Source organism: Spirosoma daeguense (assembly GCF_054776875.1).
The window spans coordinates 704,663-729,717 of sequence record NZ_BAAHBF010000002.1 but is presented as its reverse complement, the minus strand read 5'-3'; the positions used below and the strand labels follow the sequence as shown (position 1 = coordinate 729,717).

Below are 25,055 nucleotides of genomic sequence, written 5' to 3'. Positions count from 1 at the left end.
CACGTGATTCGTACTTATTGACGTAACGTACTGGAACTGATCGACGAAAATCGTTGCATTCAATTGGTTTTTAGTGCGTTACGTTAGTTTGTTTCGTTGTATTGTTTACGCCGTAATTCATGAAATCGTTTACGTTTACAACAGCCATGCTGTTGTTATTGCTTTTCCAGCGGGTTCTGGCCCATATTTCACTGGTCAATATGGCCGTCGATTATCAACCTACGCCCCTGGGGATCGATCAGCCGAATCCCCATTTTTCCTGGCAGATGAAAGCTTCGGATGCCCAGCGGGGGTACATGCAGCAGGCTTACCGGATTGTTGTTACCGACGAACGTAATCAACCCGTCTGGGATTCGCAGAAAATTCAATCGGGTCTTGCGCATGGTGTCGAATATAAGGGTCGGGCTTTGGCGCCTACAACCCGCTACGTCTGGGCGGTTACGGTCTGGGATAATCGGGGCAACGTAACGACCCAGCGTTCCTGGTTTGAAACCGGATTGATGAATCCGAGCCTGTCGGCCTGGTCCGGTGCTACGTGGATTGGCGGAGGGAATGACGATCTGGTGTTGTACTCGCATTATCTGTCGGTGTTCAAGGCACAGTTTACCCTTCAGCTCGACAAAGAAAGCCAGTCGACCAAAGCTGCGTTTGTGCTGGGGGGTAACGATAAACGGTTGATGAATAAGGATTTGAACCTGATGGGGGTTCAGCAGGCACGTAACACGGCGTACATGGCTTTCGAGCTGGATATTTCGACCCTTGGTGATGCCGCGGAGAGTACCGCTACACTTACTATTTACCGGGTTGGCTACAGTCAGACCGATAAGTCCGATACGCCGTTTAAACGAATTCCGATTCCCCGGTCTGTGCTCAATGAAGCCAATAAATACAACAGGCACACCCTTCTGATGGAATGCAATTTCGGTCTGTTCGAGTTTTGGTTGAATACCCGACAGGACGCTAATAAAATCGTGGAAAAAACGACAGAAGCGCCATCGCGTTTCGGGCCACGGGGCATCAATCTCAACCCAATCGGTAGTGGGAATAATTTCATCAGTTTCCCCATGGTAGCTGATATTGGGTTTAAAGTCGGGAAAAATCAGAAAGCCTATTTCTCGGATGTTGAAATCCGGAATTTCCGGTCGCCGGGTAACGTACTGTTTACCGAAAAACTGACCAGCCAGCCGTATAAAGGCATTTTTCGGGCACCGGGCTTAACCGTTGAGCAAGGGCGATACAGGCTAGATGGAGAAACGCTGGTACTGGCCGACCCCAGCCGAAACGCGGCTCCCATGCTTCGGCGGACGTTTACGACCCAGCCCAAAACCATTGCCAAAGCCAGAGTGTACGTAACGGCGCGGGGTATTTACGAATTGTATCTGAATAGTAACCGGATCAGCAATGACTATTTCAATCCCGGCCTGACCCAATACAACAAACATCAGATGTACCAGACCTACGACGTAACGCGCGCCCTGCAATCCGGTAAATCGAACGTACTGGGGGCGTGGCTCAGTGAAGGCTGGTGGAGCGGTAACATCACCTATAGCGGTGAAAACTGGAATTATTTCGGGGACCGCCAATCGCTGTTGAGTAAGCTGGTGATTACGTATACGGATGGCACGCAGCAGGTGATTACGTCGACGCCCAGCGAGTGGAAGCTGTTTACCGATGGGCCGGTTCGTTACGGTTCGTTTTTTCAGGGCGAAGTATATGATGCCCGAAAGGAAACATTAGTGAAAAACTGGTCTTCGGTTAACTACGATGACTCCAACTGGAAACAGGCCGTGAACGTACCATTAGACGGCACCGCGTTTCAGGGAACAGAGGTTGGGTTTATGGGTGCCCGAACCACCATCGACTATGCCGATATGAAATTGGTTGGTCAGATGGGCGATAATGTTCGAATCGTTAAAACACTGCCTGCTCAAACCGTTACGGAAGTTAGACCTCATGTATTTATTTATGATATGGGGCAGAACATGGTTGGTTTTCCGACGATACGGATAAAAAATGGTAAGAAAGGACAACTCGTTACCCTGCGTTACGCCGAGGTAAAATATCCGAATCTGAGCGAACATAAAGAGAATACCGGAATGATTATGATTGAGAACATCCGGGCGGCTTTGGCGCAGGATCAGTTTATTCTGAAAGGAGGGGAGGAAGTGATTCAACCCCGGTTCACCTTTCATGGGTATCGATATCTTGAACTGACCGGCGTTTCGGAAGCGCTTCCGCTGGCGGCTGTAACCGGGAATGTTCTCAGTTCCGTATCAACGTTAGCGTCGGCTTATGAATCGTCGAATCCACTGGTGAACAAACTCTGGCAGAATATAACCTGGTCACTACGTAGTAACTTCCTGTCGATTCCGACTGATACCCCCGCTCGTAACGAACGTATGGGGTGGAGTGGGGATATTTCGGTATTCTCGAAAAGTGCTACGTACCTGACTAATGCGGATTTATTCCTACGCAGGCATTTGCTGGCCATGCGCGATGTGCAGGCCGACAATGGCCGGTTTACCGACGTAGCACCAATGGGGGGCGGCTTTGGTGGTACGCTGTGGGGCAGCGCAGGGATCGTAGTCGCCTGGGAAACGTACCGTCAGTATGGTGATGTACAACTGTTACGTGAGCATTATGAATCCATGAAACGCTACGTTCAGTTTCTGGAAACCAAACTAGACAAGACCACCGGAATTCTGAACGAAGGACCGCTGGGCGATTGGTTAAGCCCGGAAGGGAATAAAAACGACAATACGTTGTTTTGGATGGCGTACTTTGCCTACGACCTTGGGCTGATGGAAAAGATTGCTACGTTATTGGGCAAACCCGACGAGGCCGCACAATTCCAGAAACGCCAGAATGATATCAAAACGGCCTGGAATGCCATTTATCTGGATAAAACCACCCACAAAACCATCAAATCGGGTTTAAAAACCGCCTTTATGGGACCGCCCAGCCAGCAACAGGGCAACCCGGTTTCAGACAAAGGGCAGGTTATCGATACACAGGCTTCCTATGCGATTCCGCTGGCAACCGGCATTGTAGCCGAGGAGCATAAGCCGTTTGTGGTGGAGCACCTGGTGGCGTCGAGTCAGCGGAAAAACAAAGATGATGGCGGAGTTTTACGGCCGGATTATTCGCTTATGACCGGATTTATCGGTACGGCTTCGATTGCCGAAGCGTTATCGGAAAATGGCCATTCGGAGATTGCGTACCGGTTGTTGCAACAGAAAGAGTATCCGTCCTGGCTGTATTCGGTAGTCAACGGCGCTACGTCGATCTGGGAACGGCTGAATTCCTACACGGTAGAAAATGGTTTCGGTGGTAATAACAGCATGAACTCGTTTAATCACTATTCGTTTGGTGCAGTAGCCGCCTGGATGAACATGTTCTCGCTTGGCATTCAAAGGCATCCACAAACACCCGGATTTAAAGAGTTTGTATTAATGCCAACCCCTGACGCTACGAAAAAAATGACGTATGCCAAAGGCTATTATGATTCGGTATATGGACGCATACGTAGCGAGTGGAAATGGGAGGGCACTACATTGCGGTATAAAACGAGTGTACCCGCCAATACCAGCGCTACGTTGTATTTGCCCGCCAAAAGGATCGATCAGATTCGTGAAAACGGTAAATCAGTTACTCAGTGGAAAGGGCTGACGCAAAAGGATGGGCAGGTTCTTTTACCGCTTGGCTCGGGAGAGTATTCGTTTACAATCAGCCAGTAAATTCCAGACAATCAAAGCCGGGAACGTAGTATCGTACGATACTACGTTCCCGGCTTTGATTGGTTTACCGAAAAGGGCAGGAGTTATTGTTTCACGTAGTGGAGTGCCACACAGCCGGATTTGAAAACTTTCGTATCCACCAGTTTCAACTCGAGGTTTTCCTGAAGGCTGCCTCCAGCGAGTAATTGTCTGCCTGTTCCCACCAGCACCGGATGGACAACCAGATTAAATTCATCGATAATACCTGCCTTAATCAATTCCGGGAGCAGACTGACACTGTCTACCGAAATTTTTTTGCCGGGTTGCTGCTTCAATTTCAGGAGTTCTTCTACCGGATTGTTACGTATAATTCGGGTATGCTCTTCTACGTCGTCTATTGTTCGGGAAATAACCACTTTATCAATAGCCGTCAGTCGCTCGGCAAATCGGATTTCATCGGCTGAGCCGGATTGATTTTTTGCCACATCGGACCAATAGGGAAACATGAGCTGATACATGATGCGCCCGTAAACGATCAGGTCGACATCGTTCATCAGGGTGGTGAAATAATCGTGTACATCTTCACTGGGATTGAAAGTAGTGTGATCACAATAGCCATCGAGGCTGATGTTCATTCCGAAGGTTACCGTTCGCATTTTATAAGGATTTGATATCGTTGGCGACAATCGTGAGATCATTATTCAGTTGATGGCCTCCGCTGGGTAGTTCGCGGATAGTTGCCCACGGAAGTTTTTGTCGATAGAGGGCCAGATGGGAGAATGGCACCTCTTTATCATCCTGACTGTGGTAAAGAAAAATGGGAGTTGTTCTATCTATTGTGTCCGCAAAATGCTCTGGCAGCTTAAACCCTTCTTTCCAGTCTTCCTCTCCGCTCCAAAACGGAGTAGAGAGGAGAAAAATGGCTGAAATCTTTACATTGACTTCGGTTTGAGAAATGTATTTCAACAGCATTGAAGCCCCAAGAGAGTGCCCAATCACAATCAGTTCGCCCTCAATGCTGGAAATCTGGTTACCGATCTGATTCAATCGTCCTAAATCCGGAACGGATTCATTTGGTAAGCGGGGATAATGTACAGCATACTTTTCTCCTAAACATTGCTGCAAGGAATCAACGAGGCTTTTATCGGCCTCATAGTCTTCGTCACTTCCTCCTCCCTGAATAAATAGCACATCCTTCTTGATACGGCTCATGATTGTTCGTTAGTAAAGTTGTGTTGAACAAAGATAAAGGGAGTAGTTTCTCTAATCCATGGGCATTTGCGGCAATCTAAGAGGTGATTTGCGACACTTACTCAAGCGGTCTATTCAATAAGTTATAACTATAACTATAGTTTTAGTTTGTTGCTGATAGCTAACTTATACTGTTGAAACTGGTGTTGATTCGCTTTTTTATCGGTCGTAATTTCCAGCAGTTTTGCCTGATGATCGGGTTTAAAGAAGTCGGGCAGGAGTGAACGTAGCGTTTCCAGTGAATCACAAACCGCATAGATAAGATTAGCGTCTTCGGCCGTGCGTCGGGCAGTATAGCCGTGAGGAGTTTCGAAAAAGGGTTCAAGCTCGGGCTGCCGACTCGGCCCATCGATCATTCGAAAAATATGCCCACCATCATTATTGAGTAACACAATCCGTAGGTTAGGAGGGACCTGTGCCGACCAGAGTGCATTCCGGTCATAAAAAAAAGCAACATCGCCAATTAGCAACGTAACGAGCTGATCGGTAGCCAACGCTGCGCCAACAGCCGTACTCAGACAGCCATCGATGCCACTAACGCCCCGGTTTGCCGACACTGCAATGTTGGTTTGCGGACGTAGACCGACCAGATTGGCGTAGCGAACCGGCATACTGTTGGCCAGATGGAGAAGCGTATTGGCTGGTAACTGATCAAGCATGAGTTGAACTGCCGACCAGTCGGTGAAAGGCTGACTTGGTTCGGCCAGTGTTTTGTCAATCAGCCGGGCTGCCTGACGATCGGCAGTTTGCCAGCCTTTTAGAAAAGCTTCCGTTTCCGGATCCGCGTCATCATCTGCCCCTTGTAAGAAACGTTGATAGTCGATATCGGCGAATAGCTTCTCCAGAAAAACAACCGGTTCGGCAGGAATCAGAGTAGTCAGACTCTGGAATGAATCGGTAATCCGATCGGCAGAGGGTTGGATGTGCCAGTGCCTGTGAGCTGGATACTGACGGAAAAACGTTTTCAGGTTTCGCGTAAGAAATGAATTGCCGAGGGTAATGAGCAAATCGGGACGTAGCACATTGGCAGTATTTGCATCCAGACCCGCCAGAATTGTATCGGTATGGCTTATGATGGAATCTGTTTGGGGAACATTACTCGTAATTTCGCCGATAACCGGAATACCAAATTCATGGCTGAGTTTGGTTAATACGCTACGTAGTCTATCATGATACGGAAATTGCCCAACGGCAATCGTAATCCGTGTGCTACGGTCCCATTCATTAAGCAGGCGATGCCAGGTTTCGGGCAACAGGCTTGGCTGTGTTGGGCACACCTCAATTGTCCGAACTCGCCCATAGTGAAACGTATCGTCGGAAGATGGGTAAAATGGTTCCCGTAACGGTACGTTCATATGTACTGGTCCTGCCGGATAAAGCTGGCTCAGCGAAACCGCTTCGTTGACCGAACGCTCGATAAACCAATGGGCATCGGGATGGCTATAATCGGCGGGTAAGTCATAACTCCGTTTTACGTGTGAGCCGTAAATATTCGGCTGGTCGATGGTTTGCCCATCCTGCTGGTGGAGCCATTCGTGTGGTCGGTCGGCGGTGAGCAGAATAAGCGGAACATGTTGAAAAAAAGCCTCAGAAACGGCTGGCGCCAGATTATAGACCGCACTGCCTGATGTGCAGATAAGCGCAACAGTTTTCTTCGATTGCTGGGCGATACCGAGGGCGATAAAACCGGCGGAACGCTCATCGGCAATAGCACGTACCCGTAATTTCGGATGTCGGGCTACCGCCAATGTTAATGGAGCCGAGCGAGAACCGGGAGAGATAATAACGTCAGAAATACCTTTCTGATAAAGTAATTCGGCAAGGTCGACTATGGGCTGAAGAACCGGCATCGTATACGTAGTAAGCAACAGGAATTAAGTGTGCAAACATAACCGGAACGTAGCGATTTGTCATCCCTGACAAAAAAGGTTGTTTCGGAGGTATGAGAAAACGATACGTTTGCCTCAACCTGTTAGCTAATTTTACGTTATTTTGTTAAAGGGACGTAACGGGCTCAACTTTTGGGGTAAACGAAGTTAGTCATGGAAACGTTATAGTCTTTGAAAACCATAGCCTTATGAATCGGATTACATTTGAGAACGAAAGCGAAATTCGGGTAAAGTCACTTGCAGGAGCCCTGATTATCAATTGTCTGCTTGTGGCTTTATTATTGCTCGTCCACTGGTCACAGACGATTCCGGATCCACCTCCGATTCAGTTTGTTGAGGTTAACTTCGGTACGGATGATCGAGGGAGTGGGCGTATTCAGACCTATAATAAAGCGTCGGATTCGCCAAATCCGGAAGATGTGAAAGCGGCCGAGAAACGCCCGAATCCGAAGGTGAATACCACACCCCGGCTCGAAAAAACGCGGGTTACTCCCAGTCCGAAGGTGGAAGAAGCCAAGCCCGCCAAAACAGCTACTGAAAAACCAATTATAGCCAGTAAGACCGAAAGCCCCGTAACGGCTCCCGAGCGTCCGGAACCAAAACGGGTTGAAGCACCGAAAAATACGGCTCCGGCCGAGCGACCTGCTCCTCCCGCGCCACCGAAAAAAGTGGAAACGGTAAATAGTGACGCGCTTTTCAAAAAATCGTCGGGTGGAGGTGGTTCCAATGGAACCGTTGGTAAAGCATCGGGAACGGGGGGCAATAACAACGGCGATGACGCCGACGGCGTTGGAGATAAAGGGAACCCGAAAGGAAAAATTGACGCGAAAGAATTTTACGGAACCCCCGGTGGGGCTTCGTCCGGGGTTGCTTTCGACGTATCGGGCTGGTCGCTGGCCAGTCGGCCGAGTGTCAATGACGATTCGGATGAAACCGGTAAAATTGTATTCCAGATAAAAGTAGACGGTAGTGGTGAAATCATCAATGTTCGCCAGATGCAGAGTACAGTAAGCCCATCGGTGAGCGAAGTTTACCGGAAGGCTGTTCAGCGGCTTCGACTACGTCCGAAGGGCGGAGCTACGCCCCCCACTGCTACAGGAACCATTACATTTATTATTAAGGCTAAAGATTAATGGAGTATACAGAAGCGCTCGACTATTTATACAGTCGGCTCCCTGTTTTTCACCGGATTGGGGCTAAAGCCATCAAACCGGGTTTAGGTAATACCCTCGCTCTGTGCGAAGCTCTGGGTAATCCACAGCATCAGTTTCGGAGTATTCACGTTGGTGGTACTAACGGCAAAGGCAGTACGTCGCACATGCTGGCGGCTATTTATCAATCGGCAGGCTATCGAACCGGTTTATACACGTCTCCCCATCTGTACTCCTTTACGGAACGTATTCGTATCAATGGAGAGCCCATTGCAGAGGAAGACGTAGCTCAATTTGTAAGAACCTATCGGACATTGATCGAACGGATTGAGCCGTCATTTTTTGAGGTGACAGTTGCCATGGCGTTCGATTATTTTGCCCGTCAACAGGTCGACGTTGCCATTATTGAAGTAGGTTTGGGAGGACGCCTGGATTCGACGAATGTCATTACCCCGTTAGCGTCGGTTATTACCAACATTGGCTACGACCATACGGATATATTAGGTGATACGTTGCCGTTAATTGCTACCGAAAAAGCGGGAATCATAAAACCGGGGATTCCGGTTGTCATTGGCGAAACCCATCCCGAAACGGTTGGTGTTTTTAGCAAAACCGCTACGTTGCTAAAGTCGCCGATTACGTTTGCCGATCAAACGTATCAGGTTACGGATAAGGGCGTCAGAAATGGAGTACGACATGTAGCAATTTCCCAAAAGGAGGGAGGAGTTTCGAAGGAAATTTGTTTAGATCTTCTCGGCAGCTATCAACTTCATAATCTTCCGACTGCTCTGGCAACCGTTACCGTATTACAGAATCAACTACCTGTTTCTGTCACCGATGAAGGTCTGGGCCTTTCTGCCGTTACTAAACTGACTGGGTTAAAAGGACGGTTTCAACTGCTGGCGGAGCAACCCCGAATAATTGCAGATACGGCCCATAACCAGCCCGGTCTGGAGGCATTATTTGAAACGATTGCTACGTTGTCGTTTGCTACGTTACGGATTGTGCTGGGTCTGGTTGCGGATAAAGATCGGACAAAGGTTTTATCGGTTTTACCGGCAACGGCGGTTTACTATTTCTGTCAGGCACAAACGCCCAGAGCACTGCCCGTAAATGACCTGAAAGAAGAAGCAGCCCGGCTGGGGCGGTTGGGCGACGCTTTTGCTGATGTGAATCTGGCAGTGGCAAAAGCGATTGAAGAGGCTTCTGCTTCAGATTTAATTTTGATCACAGGCAGTAATTACACAATTGCGGAATTAACCCAACTACACACTTAAATATGTTTGCCCATGATACAACGATTCATTACCTGTGTGGTGTTTATGTTTCTAACTATGGCTGTATGGGGGCAAACGCCGGCTCCATCGCAGGATAAAATTGAACAGGAAAAATTTGTGTTTCTTAACAACGGAACCACCGTTGGCATGATTATTAAATCGGTTCTAAAAGCTGATACAAAACGGCTTAAGTTAACTGAACAACAGGTTCCTAAAGCCAGAACCGTTATTAGTCAGGCAGTTGTGCAATACAATGATGGGGTAAAAGCCCTGAAAAAGACGGGAATGAACCAACAAAAGTTACGAACATTGGCAATTGCTGTGGAAACGGATAAATTACGTGGGTACAAACCAATACTTACCCCAGAGCAATATAACCTGTTGGTAACTCAACACAAAAAGGTTTATCCGGAAGCGAAATTACCTTGATTAAGAAAGGTAAATATTAGCGCAGTATTTTGATTATCAACGAATTAATTGTTTACATTATACATTTTAACCGTTGCGGTAATCCTTAGGGTTACCGCAATTAATTTACAGCTGTGACAAGAAGAAAAACCCATCGTTTTTTGCAGAATGCAGAGAGTTCTAATGTTATTGAAGTTGGTAAACCTCTTTATAAGACAATTCGTGGCTGTTGGCGGGCCGATTATTTCAAAAATGATAATCCGATTGTTCTTGAATTAGCCTGTGGGAAAGGAGAGTATACAATAGGGTTGGGGCAGGCATTTCCTCAAACCAATTTTATTGGTGTCGATATCAAAGGGGATCGAATTGCCAGAGGTTCACAGATTGCTCAGCGGCTTGGTTTATCGAACGTAGCGTTTCTTCGTACGGATATTAATTTTCTTGAGGAGTTTTTTGCGCAACAGGAGGTCGACGAAATATGGATTACATTTCCAGATCCAATGCCACGTCCCAAACAGGAGAAGCACCGTCTCACACATCCACGGTTTCTGGAGCTGTATAAAAAAGTGATAAAGGCGAATGGTACGTTACATTTGAAAACAGACAGTCCAGAGCTATTTAACTATAGTTTACAACAGATAAATGATGGACAGTTTGTCGATTTACAATTTACAACTGATCTTTATAATTCACATTTGAATGCAATTCACATCGGTATAAAGACTAAATACGAACAATTGTTTTTTGATAAAGGATTTACAATTAACTATTTACAATGTAAAATAGGCGCGATTTAACAATGTCGCGCCTATCCAGTATTTAACTTTATATTTAATATTGTAAACTGAGATTCTAAAAGCTTAAACGGAAAGTAATCTCAATTTCGTTACTGTATGCTAGAACAGTTTTGCAATTAAATCGGCAGCACGGCTAGAGTAGCCATACTCGTTATCATACCAGCCAACTACTTTAGCCAGGTTACCATTTACCGTAGTGAGCTTCGAATCGAAGATGCAAGAATGAGGATTGCCAACGATATCAATTGAAACAATTTCATCCGTGTTGTATTCCAGAATTCCCTTCAACGATGTTTCTGATGCTTCTTTGAGAGCGTTGTTAATTTCGTCAATTGACGCTTCTTTTTTTAGGATAACCGTTAGATCGGTAAGTGATCCATCTGGGGTAGGAACACGTAGCGCATTACCATCCAGTTTTCCTTTTAGTTGAGGAAGAACAAGACCAACGGCTTTTGCAGCGCCGGTTGAGGTTGGAACAATTGATAGAGCTGCAGCACGTGCGCGACGTAAGTCGGAGTGTGGAGCATCTTGTAAGTTTTGGTCAGCAGTATAGGCGTGAATGGTTGTCATGTAACCTTTTTCAATACCGAATACGTCATCTAAAACTTTAGCCATGGGAGCTAAGCAATTGGTTGTACATGAAGCGTTGGAGATTATTGTTTCGTCTCCAGTTAGCGTATCTTCATTAACACCCAATACAACTGTGGGAATATTTCCTTTAGCAGGAGCAGAAATCACGACTTTTTTGGCACCTGCTAGTAAATGCATACCTGCACCAGCTTCATCAACGAAGCGACCAGTTGATTCAAGTACTACGTCGATTTCCAATTCTTTCCAAGGAAGATTTTTAGGATCGCGTTCTGCATAAGCGTGAATGCGATTTCCGTTTACTGTTAAACTTTCGTTATCAGATGATATTTGTCCTGAGAACTTTCCATGAACTGAATCATACTTTAGTAAGTGTGCAAGAGTTGCATTGTCTGTAAGATCATTAATTGCAACTACTTCTACGTTTTCTTTTTCTAGTAGTCGGCGGAACGACAGGCGTCCGATACGGCCGAAGCCGTTAATGGCAACGCGTGTTTTTTTCATGAACAGAGAAAATGGTTTGTTTTCGATGCAAATATACAGATTAATATAGGGAATAGGGAGAACAGTAATAGTATCGAATTTTTTAGTAAAATGAAATGATTAAGTAGCTAATTTAGCAATTAGAAGAATATTTTAGTATATTATTGTCATTTTACTATTAATTTTAGTAGATATTCGTTATAAATACCAATTTATTAGTGTTTTGCTATGATGTTACTAAAATATTATGTAAAAATCTAATGATATTGCTAAATACTAATATACTTTATTTTAGTTTACTAAAAATACTCTACTTGATTCTATAGTCAATTATTTACATAGAAGGGTAGGCGTTACTTTTTAGTATCAATCCTTGTGTGTTTCATACCATAGCAAATCATTCTCTAGCGCTTCTTTCTCAATCAATTTCGTTTAGATAAATTGAAAAAGCTTTTCTGCAATGAAGTAATTTAAAAACAAGAAATCTTATATCAATCTTATTAATCCCACTTCATTACCTTCACTATTCATCGTTCATTTCTATAACCAGCTCTTTCATACTGTGTCCTATACTTTCAGTTATACAGCTAAACAAACTCTTCTAAACAAGAGAATATAATCCGTCGACAGTTAATCTAAATTTGCTTTTTCCATAGTAACTGTAAGTGACCCCATTCATAATATATCTTTATTTTGGTCTGGCAGCTTAAAATTCTCTAAGTCTAATTTCAAACCAGCACTATTGATAGCTTTTCATATTTTCCCTCAATCCAATCGTAGGCAAGCTACACCTATCCGCTACGGCATATTTTTTGCACTGTATAACCTAGTTGCTTCCAGTATTCCATATCAACAGAAGTTGTTTCAGGAAAAAAATTAATTTCCAACCTTTATATTTCAACTATACAGGCCTAAGTATTATCTTTGGGTATGCAAAATTATTACACACTATAATATTAATATATACCAAAATATTATTTGGATGAAATTTATAAATATAGATATATCAGTTAGTTATGTCAAAATATATAAACAATTACTTTAACTAAATGACCCAAGAGATCGAACATTTATGGTCTAACAGAGACTTGTTGACCCAGCCTGAATCACTTCAACTTGTTCAGGACGTAATAAAAAAATTAGATAGGGGAGAGTTACGCGTTGCCACACCACCTACTGAAGATGACCAACCTTGGACAGTAAATGAATGGGTAAAAAAAGCCATCCTTCTTTATTTTGTTAGCCAGCAAATGCGAACAGATGAAGTCGGGATTTTTACTTTTAATGACAAAATTCCATTAAAAACGAATTTTGCAGAAGCTAAGGTTCGGGCTGTTCCACCAGCAGTAGCCCGCTACGGATCGTATCAAGCACCCGGTGTTATCTTGATGCCTTCTTATGTAAATATTGGTGCCTATGTTGATGAACGAACAATGGTCGATACTTGGGCAACCGTCGGTAGTTGTGCACAAATTGGCAAAGATGTTCATCTTAGCGGGGGAGTAGGTATCGGTGGAGTTCTAGAACCACCTCAAGCCGCTCCCGTAATTATTGAAGATGGAGCCTTTATTGGTTCCCGCTGTATTGTAGTAGAAGGTGCTCACATTGGGAAACGAGCTGTATTGGGAGCAGGAGTGACCATCACCGGCTCGTCTAAGATTATTGACGTAACGGGTGCTAAACCTGTAGAATATAAAGGATACGTTCCTGCTAACTCTGTTGTTATTCCTGGTAGTTATGCTAAACAATTTCCTGCCGGAGAATTTCATGTTCCGTGCGCAGTTATTATTGGCCAACGGAAAGCCTCGACCGATCTAAAGACTTCCCTAAATGATGCACTACGCGAAAATAATGTTTCTGTATAAATGTATACAATTTAATTTCTACCACACACATTAGTAGTATGTAAATTGCACCTTCAATTACAAAATAATAAGGAAATGTTAAATTAACATTTCCTTATTATTTTGTAATTGAAGTCATTTATCAATTGCACATCAATTATATACTTACAAATTGCATATTGTTTATTGATTTATAATTATATTTGTGACTACTATTTTATCGTTGTAGCCATGACTATAAATGACAAAATTAAACAAATATTGATCGATAAGAATTTAACCCCATCTTACTTCGCAGATGAGATTGGTGTGCAGCGATCAAGTATTTCTCATATTCTTTCGGGCCGTAATCGTCCCAGCTTTGACATTATTCAGAAAATAATCCGCCGATTTCCGGAATTAGGATATGAGTGGATTATGGAGGAAGAAAATACGCAAGGTTATTCCACAAATCGAACGCCGAATCGTTCTCAAAGTGAACGTAGAGACCAATTCGGAACTACCAATCAATTTCCATTTTCATTTCCTAGTCAATCAACAGGAGCACGTAATCAACGTAATGAAATTCCTGCAACAACACCAACTCAGCTTCCTGCTAATCAATTAATCGAATCAGTTCCTTCAAATAATTCAATGGATTTTAGTACGTCAGAAAAGCGAGTGGAACGTATTTTGATATTCTATACGGATGGCTCTTTCCGCGAGTATACACCAACTACGTAATTTCTGAATATTTCACCTGCATGATGTTTAACGTACTAAGAGGATTGTTCTGTAAAAATGCCTTAAAATTAACTTCTTTAAGGCATTTTCATGATTGTTCTTTTTGACTTCAACTTTCTTATCAAGAATTTACCCTCTCAATTAAATGGCAGTAGAAGCAGGTAGGTAAAGTATACAATTAATCATTTCTGACGAGCCTTATAAAACTGAGTTTCTATCTGTTGGCAATAATAAAAAGAACTATATCGATTCAGACTTTTTCCTATTTTTAAAATTCTCTCAAATAGATTACAATCAAAATATACTCCTTAAAGGATTACTTTTAATAATCAACAAAACGGCCTTTCTGGCTAAATAAAGGCCATTTTCTCTTAAAAACTACCTAACTTCCTGTAAAGCAACACTTTACTGTTCCACGTGGATAAGGTGTGTATAACCATGTTGATAACTGTTCTTTACGCTAAATCTATACCGGATTTAAAGCTTCAAATTTGTTGTATAATTTATATTATGTTAAGTAAGATAATCAAATAATAGGGTTAGCTCTCGCCAACCCTATCGATATTATTCTACACAAACAACTTTCTTCTCTTCGTACTGTTTGAGAATATTTTGAAGGTTTGTCAGGTTCTCGGTCACTTCAGCCTCTTCTTTGATCGACTTGGCTTTTGTGAAATAAGGCAACGCTTGCTTGAACTTACCACAAACTTTACCTTCAACATCCTTACCCTTTGCCTGATATTCTTTCATATCCATACTTGCTAATTCTTTGTTCAACTCAGCGCCTTCATTATAGTAAAACACGCCCAACTGGTAATTAGCATCATAGTTATTGGCATCCACAGCAATTGCTTTGTCCAGATAGACTTTTTCCTGTTTTTTGTCTTCAGCAACTTTTTGCTTCAGACTAGCCACTTTTTGAGTTGCATCGGTAGAAGCAGATGCATTCGCAGCGGCCGCTTTTGCATCCGCTTCTAACTTCGTGATCGCTGCTTTCTGCTCTGTTCCTTTTTTCTGAACATCAGCCAGCTGACGCTTCAAGTCCACATTCTTCGGTTGTTTCTTAATAGCAGCCGACAAACGAGTTACCTCACCATTATACGTTTCCAGTAATGCTTTCGCATCAGCAAGCTGTTTATCAGCTGAAGGCCCCTTTTTCGTCTCACCTTCCAGCTTACGAAGTTCTTCCGATGACTTCTGCGCCATGTTATTATAAATGATCGAGAGGTTAACCAGATTCTGTACGTTATTCGGGTCTTTCTCAACCATCTGCTTCATGCCAGCAATAGCATCATCCATCCGATTCGATGCCAGCCAGATGTTGATCTTCTCGTTCGACAGATCTTTATTACCTGGTGCCAGTGCAATACCTTTATCAAGCATCGCCAATGCTTTATCCACTTCATTGTCTGCACGGTATAGCGTTGCTAGAGAACCATAAATCGTTGCATCTTTACCACCCCCTGCTACGTATTTCTCCAATTGCGCTTTTGCAGTCACATTGTCTTTTACCTGCTGAGCAGCAATGGCACTATAAAGCGGAGCCAGTGTATCTTTCGGATTAATGTCGCCTGCCATCGATAGCGATTTCAAGGCATCTCCATAGTTCTTATTCTGAAATTTGGCTACCCCCTGCTGCATAAATGCATTGTAAAGCGTTGGACTTTTCAATGCCTCTTCGGCTTCTTTTGCCAATTTACCAGGGCCACCTTTTTTATCTTTGTCAAGCTCCACTACTTTTTTATAAGCTTCATAAGCCGTAGTAGCAGCCGCCGAGTCTAGTTTGATATTTCCACCTGAGGCAATATTTTCATACGTTTTAGCGCGAGCCATCCAGGTACTGGCTTTGGCTCCTGCCTTTGCATCAGTAATATCCTTATCACTCTTTTCTTTTTCCTTCTTTACGGCATCCATAGCAGCCTGATCTACAGCTCCTGTGGCACCACCTTGTTGCGCGTACACTCCTGCTGACAGGCAGGATGCGACGAGAATCAAAAAAACTGGTTTCATGTGTAAAATGGGGTTGTGTTTTCCTTTATCAGAAACGAAATTACGGATTCTGTCTGTATAAGCATGATAACCCGTAAATTGTTTGAGCCACTCGCCCGAATTTCCATCCAGGTCAAGTGGCTCAATTAGCTTAGTTAGAATGAATTACGTTTTTGTTATTCCTCTATAGAAACTTCTGGTTCAGCCGGGCTCTCAGTTTCGGTTTCTTCTTCCTGGCGGATTTTAGTCACTGACGATATCGCATCGCCATCGCGCAGCGTTATCAGCCGAACGCCCTGTGTGTTACGTCCAATAACGCTGATTTCACTAACCGGCGTCCGGATCGCAATCCCTGATTTATTGATAATCATCAGATCATCGTTATCCGCTACGTCGAGAATAGCAACCAGTCGTCCTACCTTATCGGTCACTTTCAACGTACCAACACCCTTCGCGCCACGGTTCGTTATCCGATAACCTTCTATTTCGGTACGTTTGCCATACCCCTTTTCAGAAACTACTAATAATTGGGCTTCAGAAGAATCGATGCAAACCATGCCTACTACGTGGTCGGTTGTATCTTCTTCATCCAGCGAAATTCCCCGAACACCAGCCGCCGTACGTCCCATCGGTCGTACACGACTTTCGTTGAAGCGAACAGCCTTACCAGCACTTGATGCAATCACAATTTCATTATTACCGTTGGTCATACAGACACCGATCAACTGATCACCCTCATCGATCGTAATGGCAATAATACCATTCTGACGCGGACGGGAGAATGCTTCCAGCATGGTCTTTTTGATCGTTCCCTGCCGCGTACACATCACAATGTAATTGTTCTTGATGTAGTCCTCATTCTTCAGATCTTTTACATTGATAACCGCCCGCACTTTATCATCGGACTCAATATTGATAAAGTTTGCTAATGGTCGCCCTTTCGCAGTCCGCGACCCTTCGGGTAATTCATAAACAGGTAACCAATACAGGCGTCCTTTTTGAGTAAAGGCCAGTAACGTATTGTGCATGGTAGCCGTGAAGAGATGTTCTGTAAAATCTTCTTCTTTGCTGCCAGCAGCTTTCGCCCCTACTCCTCCCCGTCCCTGCGAACGATACTCCGTGGTTGGCGTACGTTTAATGTATCCTTCATGCGAAATGGTAATCACCATATCTTCATCAGCAATCAATGACAGATCACTGATATTACCATCACCTACGGCATTGATTGCTGTCCGACGCTCATCACCATAGCGGGCGCGGACATCGATAAGCTCTTCTTTAATGACCTGCCGCTTCCGTTCTTCGCTTGCCAGAATCTCTTTCAAACCAGCAATTTCCTGCATCAGTTCGTCATATTCAGCCTGAAGTTTATCCCGTTCCAGGCCCGTCAGCCGTTGCAGACGCATTTCCAGAATCGCTTTTGCCTGCAGGTCGCTCAGCGCAAACTGCTCCATCAGGCCGGTTCGTGCCACCTCAGGGTCACGAGAAGAACGAATCAGGTTAATCACCGCGTCGATATTGTCGAGCGCAATCAGCAGACCTTCCAGAATATGCGCCCGTTTTTCCGCTTCCCGCAACTCATACTGCGTCCGACGGGTAACTACTTCGAAACGGTGTTCGACGTAGTACTTCATCATATCTTTCAGATTCAACAACATCGGACGCCCTTTCACCAGCGCTACGTTGTTTATACTAAAAGACGACTGCAGAGCGGTGTGCTTATAAAGGTTGTTGAGTACTACGTTCGCAATGGCATCCTTACGGAGGTCATATACGACGCGCAATCCATCCCGATCTGATTCATCCCGAAAAGCTGTAATTCCTTCGATTTTCTTTTCATTGATCAGGTCGGCAGTTTTCTCCAACATCACCGCTTTGTTAACCATATACGGTACGTCGGTCACGATGATCTGCGTTTTGCCCCGGTTTTCTTCGATGGTTGCGTTAGCGCGCATTACCACACGACCACGACCAGTAGCAAAAGCTGACTTCACCCCTTCCATCCCATAGATAGTTGCACCCGTTGGGAAGTCAGGCGCTTTAACATACTGCATCAACTCCTCAACCGTGATATCGTTGTTGTCGAGATAGGCGATGATTCCGTTAACCACTTCGGTCAGGTTGTGGGGAGCCATATTGGTAGCCATTCCCACAGCAATACCCGATGACCCGTTCAGTAACAGGTTCGGGAGTTTAGCCGGCATTACAGTCGGCTCTTCGAGTGAATCGTCGAAGTTAGGCTGAAAATCAACCGTCTCCTTATAAATATCGTTCAGTAATTCCTCCGCAATACGCTTTAATCGAGCTTCGGTATACCGCATCGCAGCCGGAGAATCCCCGTCAATAGAACCAAAGTTTCCCTGGCCATCAACTAATGGGTAACGCAACGACCAATCCTGAGCCATACGCACCATGGTGTCGTATACCGATGAGTCGCCGTGCGGGTGGTATTTACCCAGAACTTCCCCCACAATACGGGCCGATTTCTTGTGAGGTTTATTGTAACTAACGCCCAGTTCGGCCATACCGAATAACACCCGCCGATGAACGGGTTTCAGTCCATCACGAACATCGGGTAACGCACGCGAAATAATGACCGACATCGAATAATCGATATAGGCACCACGCATTTCGTCCTCAATGTTGATGGGAATGATGTTACTGGGAGATTCGAGGTCGGGATTTTCTTCCGCCATTTGTTAGAAGGAGTTTCGCAAAAAATTACTATTTAAAGCGCGTATCGACTTCGTAGCACGCTTTATAGACAAATATACAAATTTTTCAGGAGAATACCGAAATAATCCCGCAAATCGGCTGTAAAATGGCTTAAAATACAGACGATTTTTTCACCCTCAGTCGCCAAAATCGCGTCTTGCTAGTTGCTATATCATCTAAATGAAATACAATTCTATTTCAACTAAAACGTATACGCAATTTTGCAGAATCATCTGCCACTTTCAATAGTTTTGAATCTGGAGATTCAGGCTTATTCTTTAATTCTCGGATCGAACGTAAACGGCTCAGTACGTAGTAACTGAATTTGCTGAAAATCAGGATGTGCGGGGTTGAGCAGGTAATTCCATTCATTCGGAATTATAGCTGATGGCACTTTTAATGCAGGTGTCCGGCTCATCCGCAACCACTCCCCTCCTATTCGCTGGCATAGATCATACTGATGAAAATCAAACCAGTCGGGACGTATCCCTTCTACGTCAACCTGCTCAACAGCCAACGTATCAGGTACGTCAATAACCATTACGCGAAAATCGGCTAAAAGGCCTTCTCCACTTCGGTGCACTACGTTCTCCAGGCACGCCAGTGCCCGCGTAGCCGCTGTATAAATCACCATCTGACCACGCTCATTCCAGCGGGCAGCGCCACCAGAAGCCACCAATCGGTCAGCATATATCGTTCTGGTAATTCGGTAAACGAGCATTCAGGGTTATTAAGGTTACATATGGGGTTGGAGAGTGGCTGATTATGCTAAAGCACTGTATAACTTTTTTAAGCCAGATCACCGTATTCGATACGTATCAGTTCGTCAATAACCAGGTCAATCCCTCCCGATGTGTGCAGTAGATCGAATGGAATTTGATTCCCAAGCCCATAAGCTGGTTTATCCATCCAACGACGAAATGCCATGGCACTACCAAAAACCGACTCTCCTACTTGAAAGAGGGCCATAATTTTAAGCACTTTCTCACTGTCCTGTGGGTTCAGTTTCTTCTTCTCCCGCTCATATCGCTGAAACGTCTTGAGTGACGTATCAAACACTTCAGCAAGTTGTTCGCGCTTGTAGCCAGTAAGGTCTGCAATCTCAAAAAAGCGCGTGGCCGGTATTCCTTTCAGAGCTGAGAAAACCAAGGCCGTTCGATTAGAGAGTATCATATTGCAAACATAGGAATTTTGTCTAACAAACAGAGAATTTTGTCCAATTGTTCACCATTCCCTCGTTTCTTCAAACCTAAGAGCCTTCTTTTTGTTGCTATAGACAAATTAACCAAATTACTAACGTTATGAAAAAGGTAAGTTTAATGTTGCTTTTAGCTGTCAGTACGCTAAGTTTTCAGGCATGCAGCACAAAAAAGGAAGAAAGTAATACCGATAGCGTAGAAAACGCCGAAGCTACGAACGAAGCAAAAGAAGAAGCCGGCACGGGTCAGGATGACGATACCAACGAATTTGCGGTGAAAGCGGCTAATGGCGGAATGCTTGAAGTAGAATTGGGTCGGTTGGCGCAGGAAAAAGCGGCCAGCCAGGCTGTTAAAGATTTCGGGGCTATGATGGTGAAGGATCACTCAAAAGCGAATGATGAGCTAAAAACCATTGCAGCCACACATAACATTACTCTTCCTTCTTCTCTCGGTCAGGATGAACAGGAGCATGTGAATGAAATGGCTAAATTATCAGGTGCTGAGTTTGATAAAAAATATGTCAAAATGATGGTCGACGACCACAAAGAAGATATTGATTTGTTCAAAAAAGCAGTTGAAGACAACGAAACGAATCCGGCCGTTAAAGATTTTGCAAGCAAAACCTTACCAACGCTGCAAACGCACATGGATCGTATCACGGCTATCGATAAAACTATGAAGTAATACTTAAGTCAACTCGTGTCAGTATCTGGCACGAGTTACTTTTACAGGACATCCCCATGAAAATCATTTTCACAACAGCAAGTATATGCGCTTTGCTTTTCGTCGGTAGGTCTGCCAACGCTCAGTCTACGACTGGCGGACGTAGTGGCGGCTCAACTGCTTCGACCGGTACGGGCTACCTTACCGAAGGTTCCCGCCCAGCCGAAACAAGTGCCTCCAGCATGACAATTGCCGACGAAGGGGTTTCACGTGCCTACATGTACGTACCACCCCAGCCTAAGCCTAACCGGGCTGCTTCACCCGATGGCTCTAAACAGCCAAAGTTGCCCGCAAAACCGGACTCTACCAAAGCCAATATGGTAAAAAAACAGGTATTAAATTAACAGCACTACGTAACATTGTGTACGTAGTGCATAAACAAAATTAAGTCAATAAGCAACCGGGCAAATAGGCAACTGGCTCAGCGCACAGTATACGGTTGATCAGTAGGTGTTTAGCATTTTTTACTAATTTTTTCCGGCAACTGGACACACTTTTCTGCAATTCATACCGTAACTTTACATCCCGTAACGACCAAATCAGGTTTCATCTATGGCGGCTACGGGACCAAAATCCGCAAAATACATCTTTGTTACGGGCGGAGTAACTTCATCGCTTGGCAAGGGCATCATCGCTTCTTCTTTAGCCAAATTACTCCAATCCAGAGGGCTCACGGTAACGATTCAAAAATTCGATCCGTATATTAATATCGACCCTGGAACGCTCAATCCTTACGAACACGGCGAATGCTACGTTACCGACGACGGTGCCGAAACCGATCTCGATCTCGGGCATTACGAGCGATTCCTCAATCGCCCGACTTCTCAGGCGAACAACATCACCACCGGACGTATTTATAATAACGTAATCACCCGCGAACGCCGGGGCGATTTTCTGGGTAAAACAGTGCAGGTAGTTCCGCATATTACCGACGAAATCAAGCGGAATATCCGTCTGCTTGGCGAAACCGGTGAATACGATATTGTAATTACTGAGATTGGTGGCTGCGTGGGCGACATCGAATCGCTGCCGTTTGTAGAAGCGGTTCGGCAGTTAAAGTTTGAACTGGGCGAAAACGATACGTTGGTTATTCACCTCACTCTGGTGCCTTACTTACAGTCAGCCGGGGAGCTGAAAACCAAGCCAACCCAGCACTCGGTTCGGATGCTGCTGGAGAATGGGGTTCAGCCTGATATTATCGTTTGTCGTACCGAACATCCATTACCGCAGGAAATCCGGCGAAAAATTGCGCTCTTCTGTAACGTACAAGTCAGCTCGGTCATCGAGGCTATCGATGCCGAAACTATTTACGACGTACCGTTACTAATGCAAAAAGAACGACTCGATCAGCGGGCATTGTATATGATGGATTTATACAATGACAAGGATGCCGATCTTGATGTGTGGAAAAGCTTTCTGGCCCGACTCAAAAATCCGGGTGACACGGTACGTATTGGCTTGGTTGGCAAATACGTTGAGCTGCACGACGCCTACAAATCTATTGCCGAATCGTTTATCCATGCTGGCGCTACGAATGAGTGTAAAGTTCAGCTTGAGTGGATTCAGTCCGAAACGCTGGTCGACGAACACCACTGCGCTGAAGTACTCAGCCAGTTGGATGGCGTACTGGTAGCGCCCGGTTTTGGCGAACGGGGTATCGACGGGAAAATAAATGCGGTACGCTACGCTCGTGAACAGGGTATTCCATTCCTGGGCATCTGTCTGGGTATGCAAATGGCCGTTATCGAATACGCCCGGCACGTAGTGGGTCTTGCCGATGCACACTCTACCGAAATGGAGCCCCAGACCACTACGCCAGTCATCAGCATGATGGAAGCGCAGAAAACCATTACCGACAAAGGAGGAACCATGCGACTGGGTGCGTATACCTGTAAACTGAAACGGGACTCGCTGGCGCACCAGATTTATGGAAAAACCCAGATCAGCGAACGGCATCGGCATCGGTATGAGTTTAATAACGATTACCTGTCGGCCTTTGAAAAAGCTGGACTCAAACCAACTGGTACGAACCCGGAAACGGGACTAGTCGAAATTGTCGAACTGGCTCAGAGTCAGCATCCGTGGTTTGTCGGTGTGCAGTTTCACCCGGAGTTAAAGAGCACCGTAATGAATCCACACCCGCTCTTTGTTCACTTTGTTCGGGCTGCACTTGCCTATAGTCAGAAAAAAAAAGCTACTCCATCCAATCTGACAACCGCCGGTGTAGAAACCGCCGACGTGGTTGATTAACCAATAGATTGGCGTAATTTTGCAAAAAAAGTCACCAGAAATCAGTCAATAGTCTTTCATCGATTGAATTTAGTCGATACACCAGAGACTATTGGCTGACAACTGACGGCTGACGACTTAAAACTAAATGGATCGTAATCAACTCATTGGCATTGTCCTGATTCTGGCGATGCTGGTCGGATACCAGTTACTGGTGCCGAAACCCGCGCCCGAAAAGGAACCGGCTCAACAAACACAGACGACTAAACCGACTACGGCCTCCGGTGCTGCGGCCGCCATTCAGAAAGCCGGGCAACCCCTCGATTCGGCCGCTGCCAAAGCCCAGTTCGGCGATTTTGCAGCCGCTGCCACAGGCGAAGCCCGCGACATTGTTCTGGAGAACAACGATCTGAAAGTAACCTTTAGCACACAGGGTGGCCGCGTGACAGAGGTTGTATTGAAAAAATACAAAACCTTTAACCAGAAACCGCTGGTACTAATCGATAATCAGAGTAGCAAAACCCTCCTCGAATTACCAACCAATCGGGGTAAAGTTGATTTACACCAACTCTATTACCAAACCACCGCCCAAAGCTCAGCCGATAACGGACAGGCTAAACAAATTACATTCCGCGCCGAAATTGCTCCCGGTCAGTCTGTCGAACAAACCTATACTCTCCCTGCCGAAGGATATGTAATCGATTATGACCTGAAACTGAACGGCCTCAACACCAGTGTTGGCAACGGCGATATTCGTTTTTTCTGGGAAGACCAGATGCGTCAGTACGAAAATGATCTGGCCAACAACCGCCGGGCGGCTACAATGAATTACTTTACCGCCGACGAAAACTTTGAAGGATTGAGCGAAGGCGAAAGCAATCAGGAAGCTACCGTAGAAGAGCCCGTACAATGGTTCACCATTAAGCACAAATACTTTCTGTCTGGATTTGTGGCGAAAAACGCTGCTTTAACCAAAGCAAGCTTTAAAACGCTGGTAAATCCGGCTGATACCAACGTAGTGAAAACGGCAGTGGCCGACGTAACGCTACCGATGGCTGACGTAAAAGCGGGAAAAGGTCAATACAAATTCTACTATGGCCCGAACGATTTCCAACTGCTGGGCGACGTAGCACCTGAATTCGATCGGAACGTTTACCTCGGTTACTCAATTCTGAAGCCGATTAACAAGTATTTCTTTGTGCCGGTTTTCAGTCTGCTGGAGAAATTCATTTCGAATTACGGGTTACTCATCATTGCTCTGGTTGTCTTTGTAAAACTCTTGTTAACACCGTTAACCTACAAATCTTATATCAGTATGGCGAAAATGCGGGTGCTCGCTCCCGAAATAGAAGCCATCAAAGAACGCGTAGGCGACGATATGACCAAGCAGCAGTCAGAGCAAATGAAACTGTATCAGGAAGTGGGCGTTAGTCCGCTGAGTGGTTGTGTACCAGTACTGGCAACCATGCCAATTCTGTTTGCCCTCTTCATGTTGTTTCCGAACCTGATTGAGCTTCGGCAGAAAACATTCCTGTGGGCAAATGACCTCTCGACCTACGATGCATTTATTACGTTCCCGGCGCTTCCGTTTATTGGTAGCCACCTAAGCTTGTTTACGGTGCTGATGACAATCTCGTCGATTGCGTATGCGTATTACAACAATCAGACAACCCCTACCCAACCGGGGCCGGTGAATATGAAAGCCCTGAGCTACGTATTCCCGTTGATGTTTATGTTTGTATTAAACTCGTATCCGGCGGGTCTGACGTTCTACTATTTTGTATCGAACGTAGTAACGATTGCTCAGCAGCAACTTATCCGTCGATTTGTTGACGAGACAAAAATCAAAGCATTGCTGGACGAAAATCGGCGCAAAAATGCCGCTGGAGAGGGCAAGAAGCCCGGCGGATTTCAGGCGTTATTGCAAAAACAACTAGCAGCGGCCGACGAAGCACGTAAACAGGCTGAAGAAGCACAGAAGCGCGCCCGGCAAAAGAAATAAGTTAAACGTTCAGTTTGCTGTTTTCCGTTTACAGTTAGCTGATGCAAAAGCTGTAAACGGAAAATAGTAAA

19 protein-coding genes are annotated in these 25,055 nt (G+C 45.0%); 11 read left to right on the top strand and 8 right to left on the bottom strand.

Features of this window, described 5'->3' with window-relative positions; all coding sequences use genetic code 11:
- The first annotated feature begins 119 nt into the window (after window positions 1-119).
- A complete protein-coding gene (locus ACYVD4_RS07815) occupies window positions 120-3,737 on the top strand; it encodes a family 78 glycoside hydrolase catalytic domain (RefSeq protein WP_460944134.1) in 3,618 nt (1,205 codons plus the stop codon).
- Window positions 3,738-3,820: 83 nt separating this feature from the next.
- Here the strand turns inward: ACYVD4_RS07815 and ACYVD4_RS07810 are convergent, their stop codons facing one another.
- From ACYVD4_RS07810 to menD, 3 genes are all read right to left on the bottom strand, one after another.
- Window positions 3,821-4,372 (bottom strand): dihydrofolate reductase family protein, encoded by a 552-nt coding sequence (locus ACYVD4_RS07810; protein ID WP_460944132.1) that lies wholly within the window; start codon window positions 4,370-4,372, stop codon window positions 3,821-3,823.
- 1 nt (window position 4,373) lies between these two features.
- Window positions 4,374-4,928: an alpha/beta hydrolase gene (locus tag ACYVD4_RS07805; RefSeq protein ID WP_460944130.1), complete on the bottom strand. Its 555-nt coding sequence runs from the start codon at window positions 4,926-4,928 to the stop codon at window positions 4,374-4,376.
- A gap of 134 nt (window positions 4,929-5,062) precedes the next feature.
- Window positions 5,063-6,817 carry a 2-succinyl-5-enolpyruvyl-6-hydroxy-3-cyclohexene-1-carboxylic-acid synthase gene (gene menD, locus ACYVD4_RS07800; RefSeq protein WP_460944128.1) on the bottom strand — a complete coding sequence of 585 codons (1,755 nt, stop codon included), beginning with the start codon at window positions 6,815-6,817 and terminating at the stop codon, window positions 5,063-5,065.
- Between the two features lie 227 nt (window positions 6,818-7,044).
- Between menD and ACYVD4_RS07795 the strand changes: the two genes are divergently transcribed.
- The 4 genes from ACYVD4_RS07795 (at window position 7,045) to trmB (ending at window position 10,489) form a co-directional block, all read left to right on the top strand.
- Window positions 7,045-7,989: a hypothetical protein gene (locus ACYVD4_RS07795; protein WP_460944126.1), complete on the top strand. Its 945-nt coding sequence runs from the start codon at window positions 7,045-7,047 to the stop codon at window positions 7,987-7,989.
- On the top strand, window positions 7,989-9,284 hold the full coding sequence (locus tag ACYVD4_RS07790) for a bifunctional folylpolyglutamate synthase/dihydrofolate synthase (RefSeq protein ID WP_460944124.1): 1,296 nt from the start codon (window positions 7,989-7,991) through the stop codon (window positions 9,282-9,284). The genes ACYVD4_RS07795 and ACYVD4_RS07790 overlap by 1 nt, the downstream gene beginning before the upstream one ends.
- 12 nt (window positions 9,285-9,296) lie before the next feature.
- Window positions 9,297-9,713, top strand: a complete 417-nt coding sequence (locus ACYVD4_RS07785) for a hypothetical protein (protein ID WP_460944122.1) — start codon at window positions 9,297-9,299, stop codon at window positions 9,711-9,713.
- 113 nt (window positions 9,714-9,826) lie between these two features.
- Window positions 9,827-10,489, top strand: a complete 663-nt coding sequence (trmB, locus tag ACYVD4_RS07780) for a tRNA (guanosine(46)-N7)-methyltransferase TrmB (protein WP_460944120.1) — start codon at window positions 9,827-9,829, stop codon at window positions 10,487-10,489.
- 99 nt (window positions 10,490-10,588) lie between these two features.
- Here trmB and gap read toward each other — a convergent pair whose 3' ends face one another.
- Window positions 10,589-11,581, bottom strand: a complete 993-nt coding sequence (gap, locus tag ACYVD4_RS07775) for a type I glyceraldehyde-3-phosphate dehydrogenase (protein WP_460944118.1) — start codon at window positions 11,579-11,581, stop codon at window positions 10,589-10,591.
- Between the two features lie 1,028 nt (window positions 11,582-12,609).
- On the opposite strand from gap, the gene ACYVD4_RS07770 reads away from it, so the two are divergent.
- Together ACYVD4_RS07770 and ACYVD4_RS07765 are read left to right on the top strand one after the other, a co-directional pair.
- Window positions 12,610-13,425, top strand: coding sequence for a 2,3,4,5-tetrahydropyridine-2,6-dicarboxylate N-succinyltransferase (locus ACYVD4_RS07770; RefSeq protein ID WP_460944116.1), 816 nt, complete (start codon window positions 12,610-12,612; stop codon window positions 13,423-13,425).
- A 210-nt stretch (window positions 13,426-13,635) separates the two neighbouring features.
- Window positions 13,636-14,127: a helix-turn-helix transcriptional regulator gene (locus ACYVD4_RS07765; RefSeq protein WP_460944114.1), complete on the top strand. Its 492-nt coding sequence runs from the start codon at window positions 13,636-13,638 to the stop codon at window positions 14,125-14,127.
- 564 nt (window positions 14,128-14,691) lie between these two features.
- Here ACYVD4_RS07765 and ACYVD4_RS07760 read toward each other — a convergent pair.
- The 4 genes from ACYVD4_RS07760 to parS all read right to left on the bottom strand — a co-directional run bounded on the left by ACYVD4_RS07760 (window position 14,692) and on the right by parS (window position 20,004).
- A complete protein-coding gene (locus ACYVD4_RS07760) occupies window positions 14,692-16,137 on the bottom strand; it encodes a tetratricopeptide repeat protein (RefSeq protein WP_460944112.1) in 1,446 nt (481 codons plus the stop codon).
- Between the two features lie 155 nt (window positions 16,138-16,292).
- Window positions 16,293-18,812 (bottom strand): DNA gyrase subunit A, encoded by a 2,520-nt coding sequence (gyrA, locus tag ACYVD4_RS07755; RefSeq protein ID WP_460944110.1) that lies wholly within the window; start codon window positions 18,810-18,812, stop codon window positions 16,293-16,295.
- Between the two features lie 290 nt (window positions 18,813-19,102).
- Entirely contained in the window at window positions 19,103-19,552 is a 450-nt protein-coding gene (locus ACYVD4_RS07750; RefSeq protein ID WP_460944108.1) for an RES family NAD+ phosphorylase, read from the bottom strand.
- A gap of 68 nt (window positions 19,553-19,620) precedes the next feature.
- Window positions 19,621-20,004 (bottom strand): type II RES/Xre toxin-antitoxin system antitoxin, encoded by a 384-nt coding sequence (gene parS / locus ACYVD4_RS07745; RefSeq protein WP_460944106.1) that lies wholly within the window; start codon window positions 20,002-20,004, stop codon window positions 19,621-19,623.
- A 128-nt stretch (window positions 20,005-20,132) separates the two neighbouring features.
- Here parS and ACYVD4_RS07740 point away from each other — a divergent pair, with 128 nt between their 5' ends.
- From ACYVD4_RS07740 to yidC, 4 genes are all read left to right on the top strand, one after another.
- Window positions 20,133-20,714 carry a DUF4142 domain-containing protein gene (locus tag ACYVD4_RS07740; protein ID WP_460944104.1) on the top strand — a complete coding sequence of 194 codons (582 nt, stop codon included), beginning with the start codon at window positions 20,133-20,135 and terminating at the stop codon, window positions 20,712-20,714.
- A gap of 56 nt (window positions 20,715-20,770) precedes the next feature.
- Window positions 20,771-21,097: a hypothetical protein gene (locus tag ACYVD4_RS07735; RefSeq protein WP_460944102.1), complete on the top strand. Its 327-nt coding sequence runs from the start codon at window positions 20,771-20,773 to the stop codon at window positions 21,095-21,097.
- A 208-nt stretch (window positions 21,098-21,305) separates the two neighbouring features.
- A complete protein-coding gene (locus ACYVD4_RS07730; protein WP_460944100.1) occupies window positions 21,306-23,003 on the top strand; it encodes a CTP synthase in 1,698 nt (565 codons plus the stop codon).
- A gap of 127 nt (window positions 23,004-23,130) precedes the next feature.
- Window positions 23,131-24,984, top strand: coding sequence for a membrane protein insertase YidC (gene yidC / locus ACYVD4_RS07725; protein ID WP_460944098.1), 1,854 nt, complete (start codon window positions 23,131-23,133; stop codon window positions 24,982-24,984).
- Window positions 24,985-25,055: the final 71 nt, after the last annotated feature.